Annotated in this window: 17 protein-coding genes; 8 read left to right on the forward strand and 9 right to left on the reverse strand. The window is 72.2% G+C overall.

Translation table 11 applies throughout. The features are described 5' to 3' along the window. Window positions 1-108 precede the first annotated feature (108 nt). From nhaA to CP984_RS42065, 4 genes are all read left to right on the forward strand, one after another. The gene (gene nhaA, locus CP984_RS17700; protein ID WP_202480209.1) at window positions 109-1461 is read left to right on the forward strand and encodes a Na+/H+ antiporter NhaA; all 1353 of its coding nucleotides are present in this window, start codon (window positions 109-111) and stop codon (window positions 1459-1461) included. Window positions 1462-1505: 44 nt separating this feature from the next. Continuing rightward, window positions 1506-1964, forward strand: a complete 459-nt coding sequence (locus CP984_RS17705; RefSeq protein ID WP_003981523.1) for a phage holin family protein — start codon at window positions 1506-1508, stop codon at window positions 1962-1964. Then, the gene (locus CP984_RS17710; RefSeq protein WP_003981524.1) at window positions 1961-2887 is read left to right on the forward strand and encodes an alpha/beta fold hydrolase; all 927 of its coding nucleotides are present in this window, start codon (window positions 1961-1963) and stop codon (window positions 2885-2887) included. Before CP984_RS17705 ends, CP984_RS17710 begins: the two co-directional genes overlap by 4 nt. A gap of 179 nt (window positions 2888-3066) precedes the next feature. Then, complete coding sequence (locus tag CP984_RS42065; RefSeq protein WP_053202008.1) at window positions 3067-3264, forward strand: hypothetical protein; 198 nt, start codon at window positions 3067-3069, stop codon at window positions 3262-3264. A 66-nt stretch (window positions 3265-3330) separates the two neighbouring features. Here CP984_RS42065 and CP984_RS17720 read toward each other — a convergent pair whose 3' ends face one another. From CP984_RS17720 to nth, 3 genes are all read right to left on the reverse strand, one after another. Further along, window positions 3331-4530, reverse strand: coding sequence for a MarP family serine protease (locus CP984_RS17720; protein WP_003981525.1), 1200 nt, complete (start codon window positions 4528-4530; stop codon window positions 3331-3333). A gap of 13 nt (window positions 4531-4543) precedes the next feature. Further along, the gene (locus tag CP984_RS17725) at window positions 4544-5248 is read right to left on the reverse strand and encodes an NUDIX hydrolase (RefSeq protein ID WP_003981526.1); all 705 of its coding nucleotides are present in this window, start codon (window positions 5246-5248) and stop codon (window positions 4544-4546) included. 154 nt (window positions 5249-5402) lie between these two features. After that, window positions 5403-6683 (reverse strand): endonuclease III, encoded by a 1281-nt coding sequence (gene nth, locus CP984_RS17730; protein ID WP_078575514.1) that lies wholly within the window; start codon window positions 6681-6683, stop codon window positions 5403-5405. Window positions 6684-6934: 251 nt separating this feature from the next. Between nth and CP984_RS17735 the strand changes: the two genes are divergently transcribed. Then, window positions 6935-7609, forward strand: coding sequence for a Crp/Fnr family transcriptional regulator (locus tag CP984_RS17735; protein ID WP_003981529.1), 675 nt, complete (start codon window positions 6935-6937; stop codon window positions 7607-7609). 207 nt (window positions 7610-7816) lie between these two features. Here the strand turns inward: CP984_RS17735 and CP984_RS17740 are convergent, their stop codons facing one another. Further along, on the reverse strand, window positions 7817-8986 hold the full coding sequence (locus CP984_RS17740; RefSeq protein ID WP_003981531.1) for an agmatine deiminase family protein: 1170 nt from the start codon (window positions 8984-8986) through the stop codon (window positions 7817-7819). 154 nt (window positions 8987-9140) lie between these two features. Here CP984_RS17740 and CP984_RS17745 point away from each other — a divergent pair, with 154 nt between their 5' ends. Further along, complete coding sequence (locus tag CP984_RS17745) at window positions 9141-9740, forward strand: TetR/AcrR family transcriptional regulator (RefSeq protein ID WP_003981532.1); 600 nt, start codon at window positions 9141-9143, stop codon at window positions 9738-9740. Between the two features lie 36 nt (window positions 9741-9776). Here the strand turns inward: CP984_RS17745 and CP984_RS17750 are convergent, their stop codons facing one another. The 4 genes from CP984_RS17750 to CP984_RS17765 all read right to left on the reverse strand — a co-directional run bounded on the left by CP984_RS17750 (window position 9777) and on the right by CP984_RS17765 (window position 12426). Then, on the reverse strand, window positions 9777-10607 hold the full coding sequence (locus tag CP984_RS17750) for an MBL fold metallo-hydrolase (protein WP_003981533.1): 831 nt from the start codon (window positions 10605-10607) through the stop codon (window positions 9777-9779). Beyond that, complete coding sequence (locus CP984_RS17755) at window positions 10604-11590, reverse strand: NUDIX hydrolase (RefSeq protein ID WP_003981534.1); 987 nt, start codon at window positions 11588-11590, stop codon at window positions 10604-10606. Before CP984_RS17755 ends, CP984_RS17750 begins: the two co-directional genes overlap by 4 nt. Before the next feature lie 213 nt (window positions 11591-11803). Beyond that, a complete protein-coding gene (locus tag CP984_RS17760) occupies window positions 11804-12268 on the reverse strand; it encodes a RidA family protein (RefSeq protein WP_003981535.1) in 465 nt (154 codons plus the stop codon). Continuing rightward, entirely contained in the window at window positions 12265-12426 is a 162-nt protein-coding gene (locus CP984_RS17765) for a DUF4177 domain-containing protein (protein ID WP_003981536.1), read from the reverse strand. The genes CP984_RS17760 and CP984_RS17765 overlap by 4 nt, the downstream gene beginning before the upstream one ends. Window positions 12427-12588: 162 nt before the next feature. Between CP984_RS17765 and CP984_RS17770 the strand changes: the two genes are divergently transcribed. Together CP984_RS17770 and CP984_RS17775 are read left to right on the forward strand one after the other, a co-directional pair. Continuing rightward, entirely contained in the window at window positions 12589-13584 is a 996-nt protein-coding gene (locus CP984_RS17770; RefSeq protein WP_003981537.1) for an ArsA family ATPase, read from the forward strand. Next, on the forward strand, window positions 13581-14963 hold the full coding sequence (locus CP984_RS17775; RefSeq protein ID WP_003981538.1) for an ArsA family ATPase: 1383 nt from the start codon (window positions 13581-13583) through the stop codon (window positions 14961-14963). Before CP984_RS17770 ends, CP984_RS17775 begins: the two co-directional genes overlap by 4 nt. Before the next feature lie 583 nt (window positions 14964-15546). Here the strand turns inward: CP984_RS17775 and CP984_RS17780 are convergent. Continuing rightward, window positions 15547-15939, reverse strand: coding sequence for a WhiB family transcriptional regulator (locus CP984_RS17780; RefSeq protein WP_003981539.1), 393 nt, complete (start codon window positions 15937-15939; stop codon window positions 15547-15549). Between the last annotated feature and the right edge of the window lie 30 nt (window positions 15940-15969).

Consider the following 15969-nt stretch of genomic DNA (forward strand, 5'->3'; position numbering starts at 1 on the left):
CGCCGGGAAGTCTGGTCGGCAACTGCAACAGCCATATTCAGCTGCCGTACGACCGGAGGTCCTCGCGTGAGCGCGCCCCACACCCGCCGATCCACATTCCTCGGGCGGATGTCCCTGCCCGAGCGGACCTTCATCACGGACGCCCTGCGCGCCGAGACGGTGGGCGGTGTTCTGCTGCTGATCGCCGCCGTCGTGGCCCTCGTGTGGGCGAACACGCTGGGCGGCAGCTACGAGGCGGTACGCAGCTTCCACCTCGGCTTCGGCTCCATCGGGCTGGACCTGTCCGTACAGCACTGGGCCGCCGACGGCCTGCTCGCCGTCTTCTTCTTCGTCGCCGGCATCGAGCTGAAGCGCGAACTGGTCGCGGGCGATCTGCGCGAGCCCAAGAAGGCCGTCCTCCCGGTGGTCGCCGCGCTGTGCGGCATGGCGATGCCCGCGCTCGTCTACTTCCTGGTCAACACGGTGGGCGGCGGCTCGACGAACGGCTGGGCGGTGCCGACCGCCACCGACATCGCCTTCGCGCTGGCCGTCCTCGCCGTCATCGGCACGTCCCTGCCGTCCGCGCTGCGCGCCTTCCTGCTCACCCTCGCCGTCGTCGACGACCTCTTCGCGATCCTGATCATCGCGGTCTTCTTCACCTCGCAGCTCAACTTCGTGGCGCTCGGCTTCGCCGTCGCCGGCCTCGCCGTCTTCTACCTGCTGCTGCGCAAGGGCGTACGCGGCTGGTACATCTACGTGCCGCTCGCCCTGGTCATCTGGGGCCTGATGTACAACAGCGGCGTCCACGCCACCATCGCGGGCGTCGCCATGGGCCTGATGCTGCGCTGCCACCGCCGCGACGGCGAGGAGCAGTCGCCGGGCGAGCACATCGAGCACCTAGTGCGGCCCGTCTCGGCCGGTCTCGCGGTGCCGCTGTTCGCCCTCTTCTCGGCGGGTGTGTCGGTCTCCGGCGGCGCGCTGCACGACGTCTTCACCAAGCCGGAGACGCTGGGTGTGGTGCTCGGTCTCGTCGTCGGCAAGGCGGTCGGCATATTCGGCGGCACGTGGTGCGCGGCCCGCTTCACCAAGGCCGAGCTGAACCCCGACCTGAGATGGCCGGACGTGTTCGCCGTCGCCGCGCTCGCCGGCATCGGCTTCACGGTCTCCCTGCTCATCGGCGAGCTGGCGTTCACCGACGACCCGCTGCTGACCGACGAGATCAAGGCAGCCGTGCTGACCGGCTCGCTGATCGCCGCGGTGTTCTCCGGAATCCTGCTGAAGATACGTAACGCCAAGTACCGCAAGCTCTGCGACGAAGAGGACCGGGACGAGGACCTGGACGGCATCCCGGACGTGTACGAACAGGGCAACCCGGAGTACCACCTGAGGATGGCGAAGATCTTGGAAGCGAAGGCCGCGGAACACCGCCGCCTTGCCGAAGTGGCCTCCGGCGCCGACGCCGGGGACGATGGTCCGGCATGATCTGAGAGGCTTTGCATCCGGGAGAAGACAAGAGGGAGACGTCGATGAGCACAGCCGACGACGGCGCGGACCGCAGCCTCGGACAGCTGGTGGCCACGGCCACCGCCGAGATGTCCGCGCTGGTGCACGACGAAATCGCACTGGCCAAGGCCGAGCTGCGGCAGGACGCGAAGCGGGCCGGCATCGGCAGCGCCGCGTTCCTCGCGGCGGGCGCGCTCGCGCTGTTTGCGCTGCCGGTGCTGAGCTTCGCGGCCGCCTACGGCATCCACAATCTCGGGCTCGGCCTCGCCTGGTCCTTCCTGATCGTCGGCGGCGCCTTCCTGGTCATCGCCCTGCTGCTGGTGCTGGTGGCGGTGGCCAAGCTGAAGAAGATCAAGAAGCCGGAGAAGACCATCACCTCGGCCAAGGAGACCGCGGCCGTCCTGCAGAACGTCAAGCCGCATCCGCGTCCGGCCACCGAGGACCACCCGGTCCTGGAGTCTGTGACACGCTCCTCCGTATGACGGCTCCCGACAGTTCCGACGCGGTCGTACGTCCCGACGGGCCCTGGATCCACCGGGACGTGGCGGCCAACGGCGCGCGTTTCCACATCGCCGAGATGGGCGACGGCCCGCTGGTGCTGTTGCTGCACGGCTTCCCGCAGTTCTGGTGGGCCTGGCGGCATCAGCTCCCGGCGCTCGCCGAGGCGGGTTTCCGTGCGGTGGCGATGGACCTGCGGGGCGTGGGCGGCAGCGACCGTACGCCGCGCGGTTACGATCCGGCCAACCTGGCCCTGGACATCACCGGCGTCGTACGGTCCCTCGGCGAGCCGGACGCCGCGCTCGTCGGGCACGACCTCGGCGGCTACCTGGCATGGACGGCGGCTGTGATGCGGCCGAAGCTGGTGCGGCGGCTGGCGGTGTCCTCGATGCCGCACCCGCGGCGCTGGCGGGCGGCGATGCTCGCCGACTTCAAGCAGAGCAGGCAGAGCTCCCACATCTGGGGGTTCCAGCAGCCGTGGCTGCCCGAGCGCCGACTGGTGGCGGACGACGCCGCCCTGGTGGGGCGTCTGATCCGGGACTGGTCCGGGCCGCAGCTGCCCGAGGACGAGGACATCGACGTCTACCGGCGGGCGATGACGATCCCCTCGACGGCGCACTGCACGGTCGAGCCGTACCGCTGGATGGTGCGCTCGATGGCCCGGCCGGACGGCATCCAGTTCAACCGGCGCATGAAGTGGCCCGTACGGGTGCCGACGCTGCACCTGCACGGCTCGCTCGACCCGGTGGTGCGCACCCGCAGCGCGGCCGGCTCCGGGGAGTACGTGGAGGCCCCGTACCGCTGGCGGCTCTTCGACGGCCTCGGGCACTTCCCGCACGAGGAGGACCCGGTGGCGTTCTCCACCGAGCTGATCAACTGGCTGAAGGACCCGGAGCCCGACCGGTAGGACCGGCGGCCGGAACCGTTCGTTCCGCGCCGGTGCGGCCGGGGTACCCGGGTCGGGTGGTACGACACGCCGAGCCGATCCGAACGCACGTATGACGAACAGCCAATTGCCGCCCGCATAGGCCAATTGACGGCCCGCCGAGCGATTACGGAGCCCGGAGCACGGGCAGAGTCGTGGGTATGGGCTGGACGCACGACTACCGTGACGTGGCACGCGATCGCCGCAGCAGCGCCGCTGCGACGGGCACTCCGGAGAGGGGGGCCTCGGACCTTGTGTCCGGTGGGTCCCCCGACCTCGCCCACCCGCTGGGCATTCCGCGCATCCTGCGCCGCCGTGCGCGCTGGATGACCGCGCGGCTCAAGCATCCACGGACCTGACCGCCGGAGCCCCGGCCGGGGCGGGGGCTTGCGCCTGCCCGCCCGGTCCCCGTCCGGTCCTTGGTGTCACATCGCGCAGCCCTGGCTGTCCACCGGCCGCTCGGCCGTGCGCCCCTGGGTGATGTCCGAGCGGATCTCGTCGGCGGTGAGCGCGTAGCCGGTGTTGGTGTCGTCCAGGGACTTGGCGAAGACCACTCCGTAGACCTCGCCGTTCGGCGTGAGCAGCGGGCCGCCGGAGTTGCCCTGCCGGACCGTGGCGTACAGGGAGTAGACGTCGCGGGCGACCGTGCCGCGGTGGTAGATGTCCGGCCCGTCGGCCTTGATGCGGCTGCGGATACGGGCCGCGCGGACGTCGTAGCCGCCGTTCTCCGGGAACCCGGCGACGATGGCGCCCTTGCCGGTGCCCGCGGCGTCCTGTGCGAAGCGCAGCGCGGGCGCGGACAGCGACGGCACGTCGAGCACCGCGATGTCGCGCTGCCAGTCGTAGAGGACGACCTTCGCGTCGTACGTACGGCCCTCGCCGCCTATCTGGACCGTCGGCTCCTTGACGCCTCCCACCACGTGGGCGTTGGTCATCACACGGTGCGGCGCGAAGACGAAACCGCTGCCTTCGAGGACCTTGCCGCAGCTCGGGGCCGTGCCGACGACCTTGACGATGCTCTTGCGGGCCCGCGCCGTGACGGGGCTGCTGGCCAGCTTGGGGTCCGGGGCGGGCACCGCGTGGATCGGCTCGTTCGAGAACGGCGTGAAGACCTGCGGGAAGCCGTTCTGCTTGAGGACCGACTGGAAGTCCTTGAACCAGTTGTTCGCCTCCTCCGGCATCACCTGGGTGACGCCGAGCAGCACCTTGGAGTTGCGGACCACCTTGCCCAGCGTCGGTATCGAGGTCTGGGCCAGCATGGAGCCGATGAGCCAGGCGACCAGCAGCATGGCCAGGACGTTGACCAGCGCGCCGCCGGTGGCGTCCAGGGCGCGCGCCGGTGACCAGGTGATGTATCTCCGGAGTTTGTTGCCCAGGTGGGTGGTGAGGGCCTGGCCCACCGAGGCGCACACGATCACGATGGCGACCGCCGCGATCGCCGCGAAGGTGCCCGGGGTGGCGTCGTCGGTGATCTCGTTCCAGATCACCGGCAGCACATAGACCGCGACCAGGCCGCCTCCGAGGAAGCCGATCACGGAGAGGATGCCGACGACGAAGCCCTGGCGGTAGCCGACGACGGCGAACCACACCGCGGCGGCCAACAGCACGATGTCCAGCACGTTCACGCCCGACACCGTCTCACGCGCGCCGGTCGAGCGGGACCTGCTTGGCACGGTCCCATGGCAGCTCCCACCCCGCGTAGTGCAGGATCCGGTCAATCACGCCCGCGGTGAAACCCCAGACCAGCGCGTCCTCGACGAGGAAGGCGGGGCCGACGTGGCCGCTGGGGTGGCGGGTGGTCACCCGGTGGGCGGGGTCCGTGAGATCCGCCACGGGCACCGTGAAGACCCGGGCCGTCTCCGCCTCGTCCACCGCGCCGACCGGACTCGGCTCGCGCCACCAGCCCAGTACGGGCGTGACGACGAACCCGCTGACGGGGATGTACAGCCGCGGCAGCACACCGAAGACCTGGACGCCGGCCGGATCGAGGCCGGTCTCCTCCCACGCCTCGCGCAGCGCCGCGCGCACCGGGCCCGCGCCCTCCGGGTCGCCGTCCTCGGGGTCGAGGGCGCCGCCGGGGAACGAGGGCTGTCCGGCGTGCGAGCGCAGGGTGCCGGCGCGCTCCATGAGCAGCAGCTCGGGGCCGCGGTCGCCGTGCCCGAACAGGACCAGTACGGCGGACGGCCGGCCGCCGGTCTCGGGCGGCAGGAACCGGCTGAGCTGGTGGGGCTCGATCGTGGCGGCGGCACGGGCCACCGGCGCCAGCCACTGCGGCAGGCCGTCGGTGCGGACCGCCGTCTCATACGCCGCGGTCTTCGCGTACTGCTCCCGTGCGCTCGTCATACGCGCCCCCTCAGGCCCTGGATCGGTGGGATCGATGGTCATGCGGCCGTGGCCGGTCCTATTCGGGCTGAGTCATTTCGCGGCCGGTTCGGTTCCGCTTCCCGTGTGAGCGTTTGGTACCGGGCGGGGGCGCGGGGGCGGCGCGCGGCGGTGTTCACCGGCCCGCCAGCGGGGGCGCGGGCTGTCCCGGATAGTCGGCCGGGGGCCGCAGCCGCTGGCCCGGCTGGCCGCCCATCTCGTACTTGAGCAGCTTCTTCGCCTTCTCCGGGTCCAGCTCGCCCTCGCCGTACGACGGGCAGTCGTGGGCGATGGGGCAGGCGCCGCAGGCGGGCTTGCGGGAATGGCAGACGCGGCGGCCGTGGAAGACCACGCGGTGCGAGAGCATCGTCCACTCGCTCTTGGGGAAGATCTCGGCGATCTCCGCCTCGACCTTCTCCGGGTCCTGCTGCTCGGTCCAGCGGAAGCGGCGGACCAGCCGGCCGAAGTGGGTGTCGACCGTGATCCCCGGGACGCCGAAGGCATTGCCCAGGACGACATTGGCGGTCTTGCGGCCGACGCCCGGCAGCGTCACCAGGTCCTCCAGGCGGCCGGGGACCTCGCCGTCGAAACGGTCCCGTAGCGCCGTGGAGAGGCCGAGCAGCGACTTGGCCTTGGCCCGGAAGAAGCCGGTCGGCCGGATCAGCTCCTCCAGCCGCTCGGGCTCGGCGGCGGCCATGTCCTCCGGAGTGGGATAGGCGGCGAACAGGGCGGGGGTGGTCTGGTTGACCCGCAGGTCGGTGGTCTGCGCGGACAGGACCGTGGCGACGAGCAGCTCGAAGGAGTTGCGGAAGTCCAGCTCGGGATGGGCGTACGGATAGACCTCGGCCAGCTCGCGGTTCATCCGGCGGGCACGGCGCACCATGGCCGCACGGGACTCGGGCTTGGCGGGGGACTTGGGGGCGGGCTGTTTGGCGGCGGGCTGCGTGGAGGCTGCGGGCTTGGTGGCCTTGGCGGCCTTCTTGGCGGGGGCGGTCTTCTTGGCGGCCGTCTTCGTGGCAGCCGACTTTCCGGCAGTGGCCTTCTCGGCGGCTGCCTTCTTGGCGGGGGCCTTCTTGGCCGCGGTCTTCCCAGCCGCAGTCTTCTTGGCCGCAGTCTTCGTCGCCGCCGTCTTCTCGGCGGCCGTCTGCTCGGCAGTCGCCTTCTTGACCCCGGCCTTCTTAGCCGCGGTCTCCCCGGCCGCAGGCTTCGACGCTGCCGCCTTCTTGGCAGTCGCCTTCTTGGCCGCGGTCTTCTTCGCGACAGCCGGTTCCGCCGCCGCCTTCTTCGCAGCGACCTGCTTGGCGGCAGAGGTCCCAGTCGTAGCCGTTGCGGCGGACTTCTTCCGTGTCGTCGCCTTTTTCGCTCTTTCCCCGGTTTTCGCCGCCTTCGCGGCCTCGGCGGGCGCCTGTTCGCCCACAGCGGAATCGCGGCCCGCGCTCACTCGCTCAGCCCCCTGGTCCTGTGCTCTCACCGGCGTATTGGACACTCGGCCAGCGTAAGGCCACCCACTGACATCCGGTCCGATCTCCCTGACCGGTGGGCCCAATCGGCCCCCTGCCGTATGGCTTGCGCCACGGGTCCGGCATCCTTGTGATTGATCGCACTGTTTTGCATTCCGGCATGATGGGGACCAAGGTCCCTTTGAGCATGTCGACAAGGAGAGATCTCGTGGACGACGTTCTGCGGCGCGCACCGCTCTTCGCGGCGCTCGATGACGAGCAGGCGGCCGAGCTGCGCGCCTCGATGGGAGAGGTCACGCTCGCCCGCGGCGACGCCCTGTTCCACGAAGGGGACCCGGGCGACCGCCTGTACGTGGTCACCGAGGGCAAGGTCAAGCTGCACCGCACCTCCCCCGACGGACGGGAGAACATGCTCGCCGTCCTCGGCCCCGGTGAGCTGATCGGCGAGCTCTCCCTCTTCGACCCGGGCCCGCGTACCGCCACCGCCACCGCACTCACCGAGGTCAAGCTGCTGGGCCTGGGCCACGGCGACCTCCAGCCCTGGCTGAACGCCCGCCCGGAGGTCGCGACCGCCCTGCTGCGCGCCGTCGCGCGCCGCCTGCGCAAGACCAACGACCAGATGTCCGACCTGGTCTTCTCCGACGTGCCGGGCCGTGTCGCCCGCGCGCTCCTGGACCTGTCGCGCCGCTTCGGCGTGCAGTCCGAGGAGGGCATCCACGTCGTGCACGACCTCACGCAGGAGGAGCTGGCCCAGCTCGTCGGCGCCTCGCGCGAGACGGTCAACAAGGCCCTCGCGGACTTCGCCGGCCGCGGCTGGCTGCGCCTGGAGGCGCGCGCGGTGATCCTGCTGGACGTGGAGCGCCTGGCGAAGCGTTCGCGCTGACGCGCGCCGGCCGCCGCGCCGCACGCCACACCGGACACCGGAAGGGTCCCGCTCCCCCGAGGAGCGGGACCCTTTCGCGTGAAACCGGCCAACCGGCCCTACGGCACCCCCGGCACCCCCGGCACCCCCGGCACCCGCCCGCGCCCATAGCAGGCCCTACAGAGCCCGTAGGGCCCTATGCCACCGCCCTATGGCACCCGCAGAGCCTCACGCCACCCACGGCACCTGCTGCGTAGCGCAGTGAACGCCGCCCCCACCCTCCCCGACCGCGTCGATCGACACCTGCCGGATCTCCCGGCCGGGATGCAGCTCGCGCAGCACCCCGGCGGCCCGGTCGTCGGCCCGCCGGTCGCCGAAGCGCGGCAGGACCACCACGCCGTTCGCCACGTAGTAGTTCAGGTACGAGGCCAGGAACGCCGGGCCCCGGTCGCCGATCGCGTACGGGTCGGGCTCCTCCACCTCGACGATCTCCAGCCGCCTGCCCCGGGCGTCCCGCGCCTTCATGAGGACGCCACGGGCCTGCTCGTACACCCGTGTCCAGACGTCCGGGCCGTCCCCCTTCCAGGGGCGGTTCAGGGCGACCACGCCCGGCTCCACGAAGCGGGCGATGGTGTCGACGTGGCAGTCGGTGATGTCCTCGCCGCGCACGCCCGCGAGCCAGACCACCCGGGACACGCCAAGGACGCGGCACAGCTCCCGCTCGATCTCCGCCCGCGTCCTGCCGGGGTTGCGGTTCGGGTTGACCAGCGAACTCTCGGTGGCGAGCAGGGTTCCCTCACCGTCGACCTCCACGGAGCCGCCCTCGGCGACGATCCCGGCATCGATACGGGCGATCCCCGCGTGGCCCAGCAGCCCGCGGGCCACCCCGGCATCGCGCGGGTGGCGCTGCTTGCCGCCCCACCCGTTGAAGTGGAGGTCGACGCCCGCGCGGCCGGGCCCCGGTGACGTAGCCGGCCGGGTGACGAAGACCGGACCGGTATCGCGTATCCACAGGTCATCGACCGGTATCGGCACGATCTCCACGGACGTACCGCACCCCGCGCGGGCCTGCGCCTTCTCCTCCGGGGCGGCCAGCAGCACGACCGGCTCGTACTCGGCGAGCGTGCGCGCCAGTCGGGCGATGTCGCGCTGCACGGCGGGGGCCTGGTCCTTCCAGGGGGAGTCGGCCGGCGGCCAGGCGAGGTACGTGGCGGCATGGGGACCCCACTCGGCAGGCATCCGGGCGGGACCGGACGCGGCGGTCGGCGCGGTGGCCCCGGGACTGCCGGAGGCCCCGGGCGACCACGCGGCGTACGCGAGGCCCGTACCCGCCAGCGCTCCCAGGCCGCCGAGCCCCAGCAGCCTGCGGCGCGACAGAAGGCGTCGTGGTCGGTTCATGACCGGCTGTTCTCCTTCCGGGCCGTCCACGGTGCCGGACCGCCCTGCTTTCCTGACTGAAATTTCAGTCAGGGCCCTGGGGTCGAACGTAGCACCGGCGAGAACCGATGGCGACCGGTTACCGCTGACCGGCCACCGAGTACGGTGGTCGACTGTGTCCGAGCGCCGAGTACAGATCCTGGAAGCCGCGACCCGCACCATCGCGCGAAACGGCGTACGCGGCCTGCGGGTGGAGGAGATCGCCGCCGAGGCCGGGGTGTCCACCGGGCTGATCTACTACCACTTCGGCGGGCGCGCCGAACTGCTGCGCCGCACCCTCGACTTCATCGGCGAACGCGCCGAACGCCACACCACGCCGGACCCGGAGACGGTGCGCCTCGCGGGCCCGCGCGCCCAGTTGGAAGAGATGCTGCTGCGCGAGCTCCAGGACACCCCCGAGATGGTGGAGAACAGCACCGCCTGGGGCGAGTTCCAGTCCAGCGCCGTCTTCGACACCGGACTGCGGGAGCAGTTGCGCGAGGCGACCCGGCAGTGGACCGACGACCTGGCCGACCTCGTACGGGAAGCCCAGGCCGCGGGCACGGCCGACCGCGACGCCCCGGTGGCCGACGTGGCCGAACGGCTCACCGCGCTGGTGGAAGGGCTCAGCACCCGCTGGCTGAGCGGTTCGGTGCCGCTGGACCGCGCCCGCGAGCTGCTGCGCGGAGGGATCGAGCGGGAGCTGGGGCCCGCGACGGACGACGATCCTGCTTAGGCCCCACTCCGGTCGGCTCTCGGATCAGTCCACCCCTCAGATCAACCCGTGCTCCCCCAAGTAATCCAACTGCGCCCGCACCGACAACTCCGCCGCCGGCCACAGCGTGCGGTCCACGTCCGCGTACACGCTCGCCACGACCTCCGACGGCGTCCGGTGACCGGCCTCGACCGCCGTCTCCACCTGGGCCAGCCGGTTGGCGCGGTGCGCGAGGTAGAACTCGACCGCGCCCTGCGCGTCGTTCAGCACGGGGCCGTGGCCGGGGAGCACGGTCGTCACGCCGTCGTCGACCGTCAGCGAGCGCAGCCGCCGCAGCGAGTCGAGGTAGTCGCCGAGGCGGCCGTCCGGGTGCGCGACGACGGTGGTGCCGCGGCCCAGGATCGTGTCGCCGGTCAGGACGGCGGCGTCGGCCGGGAGGTGGAAGGAGAGCGAGTCTGCGGTGTGGCCGGGGGTCGGTACGACGCGCAGCTCCAGGCCGCCGGTGGTGATCACGTCACCGGCCGCCAGCCCCTCGTCGCCGAGGCGCAGCGCCGGGTCCAGCGCCCGTACGGCCGTGCCGGTCAGCTCCGCGAACCGCGCGGCGCCCTCGGCGTGGTCCGGGTGACCATGCGTCAGCAGGGTCAGGCCGATGCGCTTCCCGGCCTGTTCGGCGGCGTCCACGACGGCCTTGAGGTGGGTCTCGTCCAGCGGGCCCGGGTCGATGACGACCGCCAGGTCCGCGTCGGGCTCGGCGACGATCCAGGTGTTGGTGCCGTCCAGGGTCATCGGGGACGGGTTCGGCGCGAGCACGCACCGGGCGCGGTCGGTGGCGGGCCCGGCGATGGCCCCGCCGCGGGGCTGGCCGGGGAGGGCGGCTGCGTACGTCATGCGGTGGGCTCTCCCGTGGTCGTGGGCGGGGGCATGGGCGGGGGCGTGGTCCGGGATGGGACCGAGGCGTCCGGGCGCTCGGCGGAGGCGATGTGCTCGGGGTCGGCGTGCCCGGAGGCGACGTGCTTGGTGAACTCGTCGTGCCCCGGCCAGCTCAGGACGATCTCGCCGCCCCTGACCTCGGCCCGCGCGAGAACGGGCGCCAGGTCCCGCCCGCCGGCCGCGGCGAGGGCTTCGGCGGCGCTCCCGTACGGCTCCAGGCTGCGCAGCGTGGAGATGGTCGGCGGCATCATCAGCAGTTCGCCGCGGTCGTAGCCGGCGGCGGCTTCGGCGGGGCGGATCCACACCGTACGGTCGGCCTCGGTGGACGCGTTCCGGCAGCGCTGTCCGGCGGGCAGGGCGGCCACGAAGAACCAGGTGTCGTAGCGGCGCGGCTCGAACTCCGGGGTGATCCAGCGCGCCCAGGCGCCCAGCAGGTCGCTGCGCAGGACGAGGCCGCGGCGGTCCAGGAAGTCGGCGAAGGACAGTTCGCGGGCGACCAGCGCCGCGCGGTCCGCCTCCCAGTCGCCCCCCGTCGTGTCCGCGACCACGGTGTCCGCCGAGGCCCCGGCGAGCAGCACGCCCGCCTCCTCGAACGTCTCCCGGACGGCCGCGCAGACCACGGCCTGCGCCGCGGCCTCCTCCCCGGTCCCGAAGCCGAGCCGGGCGGCCCACTCGGCCCGCGAGGGCCCGGCCCAGGCCACCGGCCGTTCGTCCCGCGCGTCGACGGACCCGCCGGGGTAGGCGTACGCGCCGCCCGCGAAGGCCATCGAGGCGCGTCTGCGCAGCATGTGGACGGCCGGGCCGCCGGTGCCGGTGTCCCGCAGCAGCAGGACGGTCGCGGCCCGGCGGGGCGCCGCGGGGGTCAGCTCGCCCTGCGCGAGGGCCCGGATGCGGTCCGGCCATTCCGGCGGATACCACTGGCCGTTGGGGGTCGACGACATGGCCGGATGCTATGCGCTTGCGCGTGGATGTTCGAGGGGGCCCCGGACACGGCGGGGCCGGGCGGCCCGGATTCCCGGCCCGCCCGGCCCTTGAAGCTCTTCGGTTTCGTACGGGTACGGAACGCCCGCCCGGCCGTCGCCGGACGCCGGAGCCTCCCGGTTCGGAGCCTCCTGGTGCCGTACGGATACGGAGTGCGGAGTTCCCGCCCGACGTCAGTCCGCGACCTCGACCTGCATCTCGACCTCGACCGGCGCGTCGATCGGCAGCACGGCCACGCCCACCGCGGAGCGGGCGTGCACGCCCTTGTCGCCCAGCACCTCGCCCAGCAGCTCGCTGGCGCCGTTGATGACGCCGGGCTGCCCGGTGAAGCCGGGGGCCGAGGCGACGAAGCCGACGACCTTGACGACCCGGACGATCTTGTCGAGGTCGCCGATCACGGACTTCACGGCGGCCAGCGCGTTCAGCGCGCAGGTCGCGGCCAGCTCCTTGGCCTGCTCCGGGCTGACCTCGGCGCCCACCTTGCCGGCGGCCGGCAGCGCGCCGTCCACCATCGGCAGCTGGCCGGAGGTGTGGACGTACGCGCCCGAGCGCACCGCGGGCTGGTACGCGGCCAGCGGCGGCACCACCTGGGGCAGCTTCAGGCCCAGCTCGGCGAGCTTGTCCTCCACCGCGCTCATGCCTGCTTCTCCCGCTTCAGGTAGGCCACCAGCTGCTCCGGGTTGTTCGGGCCCGGCACGACCTGGACCAGCTCCCAGCCGTCCTCGCCCCAGGTGTCCAGAATCTGCTTGGTCGCGTGCACCAGCAGCGGCACGGTCACGTATTCCCACTTGGTCATGAGGCCGAGCGTAATGCCTGTACGGGCGGGCCGCGGACGCGGCGGGCGGAGGCGGTCGCCGCGCGTCCCGCCCCGCGCGCGGCACGTCCGGTACGCCCCCGGCGCACAACCCGGCGGCGGTCCCGTGCGTAGCCCGTACCCGGACTGGTTAGGCTCCTTGGCGTGAGCAGGCTCCATGTCGTCAGCGGCAAGGGCGGTACCGGCAAGACCACGGTCGCCGCTGCCCTCGCCCTCGCCCTGGCCACCGAGGGTCGCCGTACCCTCCTGGTCGAGGTCGAGGGCCGGCAGGGCATTGCCCAGGTGTTCGAGACCGAGGCGCTTCCGTACGAGGAGCGCAAGATCGCGGTAGCTCCGGGACCAGGAGGAGGGGACGTTTATGCACTGGCCATCGACGCCGAGCGCGCCCTGCTGGACTACCTCCAGATGTTCTACAAGCTCGGCGGCGCCGGCCGCGCCCTGAAGAAGCTCGGCGCGATCGACTTCGCCACCACCATCGCCCCCGGCCTGCGGGACGTCCTGCTGACCGGCAAGGCGTGCGAGGCGGTGCGCCGCAAGGACAAACGCGGGCGCTTCGTGTACGACGCCGTCGTCATGGACGCCCCGCCCACCGGCCGCATCACCCGCTTCCTGAACGTGAACGACGAGGTCGCGGGACTGGCGAAGATCGGCCCGATCCACAACCAGGCCCAGGCCGTGATGCGGGTGCTGAAATCCCCCGAGACGGCCGTCCACCTGGTGACGCTGCTGGAGGAGATGCCCGTCCAGGAGACGGTGGACGGCATCGCGGAACTGCGCGCGGCCGGTCTGCCGGTGGGCGGCGTGGTGATCAACATGACCCGGCCCGAGGTACTGGACAACGGCGAGGTGGACATCGCCGCCAACGGCGCCCGTACCGGCATCGCCGAGGCGCTCGCCGGGGCCGGTCTGGGCGGGGGCCGCCGCGGCGCGGCCGGCGTGGCCTGGGCCGACCGGCTCATCGACCCGCTCCTCGAAGAGGCCCGCGAGCACGCCCAGCGCGTCGACCTGGAGCGCGCCGAACACGCCGAGCTGGCCGGACTCGGCCTGCCCACCTACGAGTTGGAGCTGCTCCCGGAGGGAGTGGACCTCGCCGGGCTGTACCGGCTGGCGAGGGACCTGCGGAAACAGGGGCCCATATGAGCGCGGACGCACCCACCCAGGACGACGGCACCGCACCGTCCCGGCGCACCGCACCACCCGCACCCGGGCACGGCGCGCTGGACTCACCCGCCGCCCGCCTGGAGGTCGACCCGCTGCTGGACGACCCGCGCACCCGTATCGTCGTGTGCTGCGGCTCCGGCGGCGTCGGCAAGACCACGACCGCCGCCGCCCTCGGCGTACGCGCCGCCGAGCGCGGTCGGAAGGCCGTCGTACTGACCATCGACCCGGCCCGCCGGCTGGCGCAGTCCATGGGCATCTCGGAACTGGACAACGTGCCCCGCCGGGTCAAGGGCGTGGACGAGTCGGCCGGTGGCGAGCTGCACGCCATGATGCTCGACATGAAGCGCACCTTCGACGAGATCGTCGAGGCGCACGCGGACGGCGAGCGGGCCCGCGCGATCCTGGAGAACCCCTTCTACCAGTCCCTGTCGGCCGGGTTCGCGGGCACGCAGGAGTACATGGCCATGGAGAAGCTGGGCCAGCTGCGCACCCGCGACGCGTGGGACCTGATCATCGTGGACACCCCGCCCAGCCGCTCCGCGCTCGACTTCCTGGACGCGCCCAAGCGTCTCGGGTCCTTCCTGGACGGCAAGTTCATCCGGGTGCTGATGGCGCCCGCGAAGGCCGGCGGGCGGGCCGGGATGAAGTTCCTCAACGTCGGCATGTCGATGATGACCGGCACGCTCAGCAAGATCATGGGCGGTCAACTGCTGCGTGACGTCCAGACGTTCGCCGCCGCCATGGACACCATGTTCGGCGGCTTCCGTACGCGCGCGGACGCGACGTACCGGCTGCTCCAGGCGCCCGGCACGGCGTTCCTGGTCGTGGCGGCGCCGGAGCGGGACGCGCTGCGGGAGGCCGCGTACTTCGTGGAGCGGCTGGCCGCCGAGCAGATGCCGCTGGCCGGGCTGGTGCTGAACCGGGTGCACGGCAGCGGCGCCGCGCAGCTCAGCGCGGAGCGGGCACTGGCCGCGGCGGAAGCCCTCTCGGAGCCGTCCGACGCCCGGTCTGAAAATCTTGGCGGAGACGGCATTGTGGATCTAGAGGCTGGGAAGGCTGATTCTCGTACCGCCGACGGCCCCTCCCCCGCCGCGGCGGACCCCTCGACAACGGACGACTCCCCGTCGGCGGCCCGTCTCGCCGCCGGCCTCCTGCGGCTGCACGCCGAGCGCATGCATGTGCTCGCGCGCGAGCGCCGCACGCGCGACCGCTTCACCGCGCTGCACCCCGAGGTCCCGGTGGCGGAGATCGCCGCGCTGCCCGGCGATGTCCACGACCTGGCGGGGTTGCGGGCGATCGGGGAGCGGCTGGCCGTACAGGAGCGTGGGGTGGAGAAGAGTGAGGACGGGGAGGGCTGAGCCGGGGAAGGTGGGGGTTCCGTTACGAGCGTGGGACTGCGCGGAGAGCAGGATCGAGGGACCGTTGTCCCGACCGGACCGCCGTCCCGGTCAACGGCTGATCACCGCTGATCATTACCAACCATCGCTGGTCATAACCAACCACCGCTGGTCATCACCGGCCACCGCTGATCGCTGACCGCCACAAGCGCCCGCGCCATGGGCGCCCGTGACCGTAGCCGCGTCGGTCGAGATCGCACCGGTGGACATCGCGTCGGCCGAAGCCGTACGGGCAGCCAACGGCACGCTCCGGGCGCGCACAGCTCACACGCCCATCCGTACCGCTCACGCCCACTTCGGCCCGCGCGCAGGCAACACGTCGGCAGTCGCCGTACACCGCACGTACGCAAACCGCACGTACGCAAGACCACCGGCCCGCGTCGGCCATGCACGCGCCGACCACCGCACCGGTCCCACCGGACCCGATACCGAACGGGGTATCGAACCCGGCCCTGCCCGGCGGCACGCCGGACCGCGCGCCGGTCCGCGTCGGCTCGCGCCGACACCACCGGACCGCCCGGACCACGGCGAACGGACTCCGGGCCTAGCCCACTGCGGCGTAGTTGTCGTACGTACCGCCGTAGCGGTTGCCGTACGCGTTGTCGTAGGTGTTCTCGTACGTTTCGTCGTCGTCACAGTCGACGGGCAGGATGCCCGTGCTGCGCTCGTATTCCGTACGCGCCGTCTCCAGCAGCCGGCGCCACGAGGTGACGGTCGGGCGGCGGCGCAGCAGCGCCCTCCGCTCGCGCTCGGTCATGCCGCCCCAGACTCCGAACTCCACGCGGTTGTCCAAGGCGTCGGCCAGGCACTCCGTCCGCACCGGGCATCCGGTGCAGACCGCCTTGGCCCGGTTCTGGGCCGCTCCCTGAACGAACAGCTCGTCCGGATCGGTGGTGCGGCAGGCTGCCTGTGTACTCCAGTCGGTTACCCAGCTCATGCTGGCGCCGTCCTCTCCCGAATCGAGGCT

It is taken from the genome of Streptomyces rimosus, from assembly GCF_008704655.1.
Classification (GTDB): Bacteria; Actinomycetota; Actinomycetes; order Streptomycetales; family Streptomycetaceae; genus Streptomyces; species Streptomyces rimosus.

Bases quoted from the DNA above. Each gene is read 5' to 3' on its own strand.
- nhaA (WP_202480209.1), top strand. From the start codon at position 109: ATGTCCCTGCCCGAGCGGACCTTCATCACGGACGCCCTGCGCGCCGAG.
- CP984_RS17705 (WP_003981523.1), top strand. From the start codon at position 1,506: ATGAGCACAGCCGACGACGGCGCGGACCGCAGCCTCGGACAGCTGGTG.
- CP984_RS17710 (WP_003981524.1), top strand. From the start codon at position 1,961: ATGACGGCTCCCGACAGTTCCGACGCGGTCGTACGTCCCGACGGGCCC.
- CP984_RS42065 (WP_053202008.1), top strand. From the start codon at position 3,067: ATGGGCTGGACGCACGACTACCGTGACGTGGCACGCGATCGCCGCAGC.
- CP984_RS17725 (WP_003981526.1), bottom strand. From the start codon at position 5,248: ATGACGAGCGCACGGGAGCAGTACGCGAAGACCGCGGCGTATGAGACG.
- CP984_RS17740 (WP_003981531.1), bottom strand. From the start codon at position 8,986: ATGAACCGACCACGACGCCTTCTGTCGCGCCGCAGGCTGCTGGGGCTC.
- CP984_RS17750 (WP_003981533.1), bottom strand. From the start codon at position 10,607: ATGACGTACGCAGCCGCCCTCCCCGGCCAGCCCCGCGGCGGGGCCATC.
- CP984_RS17755 (WP_003981534.1), bottom strand. From the start codon at position 11,590: ATGTCGTCGACCCCCAACGGCCAGTGGTATCCGCCGGAATGGCCGGAC.
- CP984_RS17760 (WP_003981535.1), bottom strand. From the start codon at position 12,268: ATGAGCGCGGTGGAGGACAAGCTCGCCGAGCTGGGCCTGAAGCTGCCC.
- CP984_RS17765 (WP_003981536.1), bottom strand. From the start codon at position 12,426: ATGACCAAGTGGGAATACGTGACCGTGCCGCTGCTGGTGCACGCGACC.
- CP984_RS17775 (WP_003981538.1), top strand. From the start codon at position 13,581: ATGAGCGCGGACGCACCCACCCAGGACGACGGCACCGCACCGTCCCGG.
- CP984_RS17780 (WP_003981539.1), bottom strand. From the start codon at position 15,939: ATGAGCTGGGTAACCGACTGGAGTACACAGGCAGCCTGCCGCACCACC.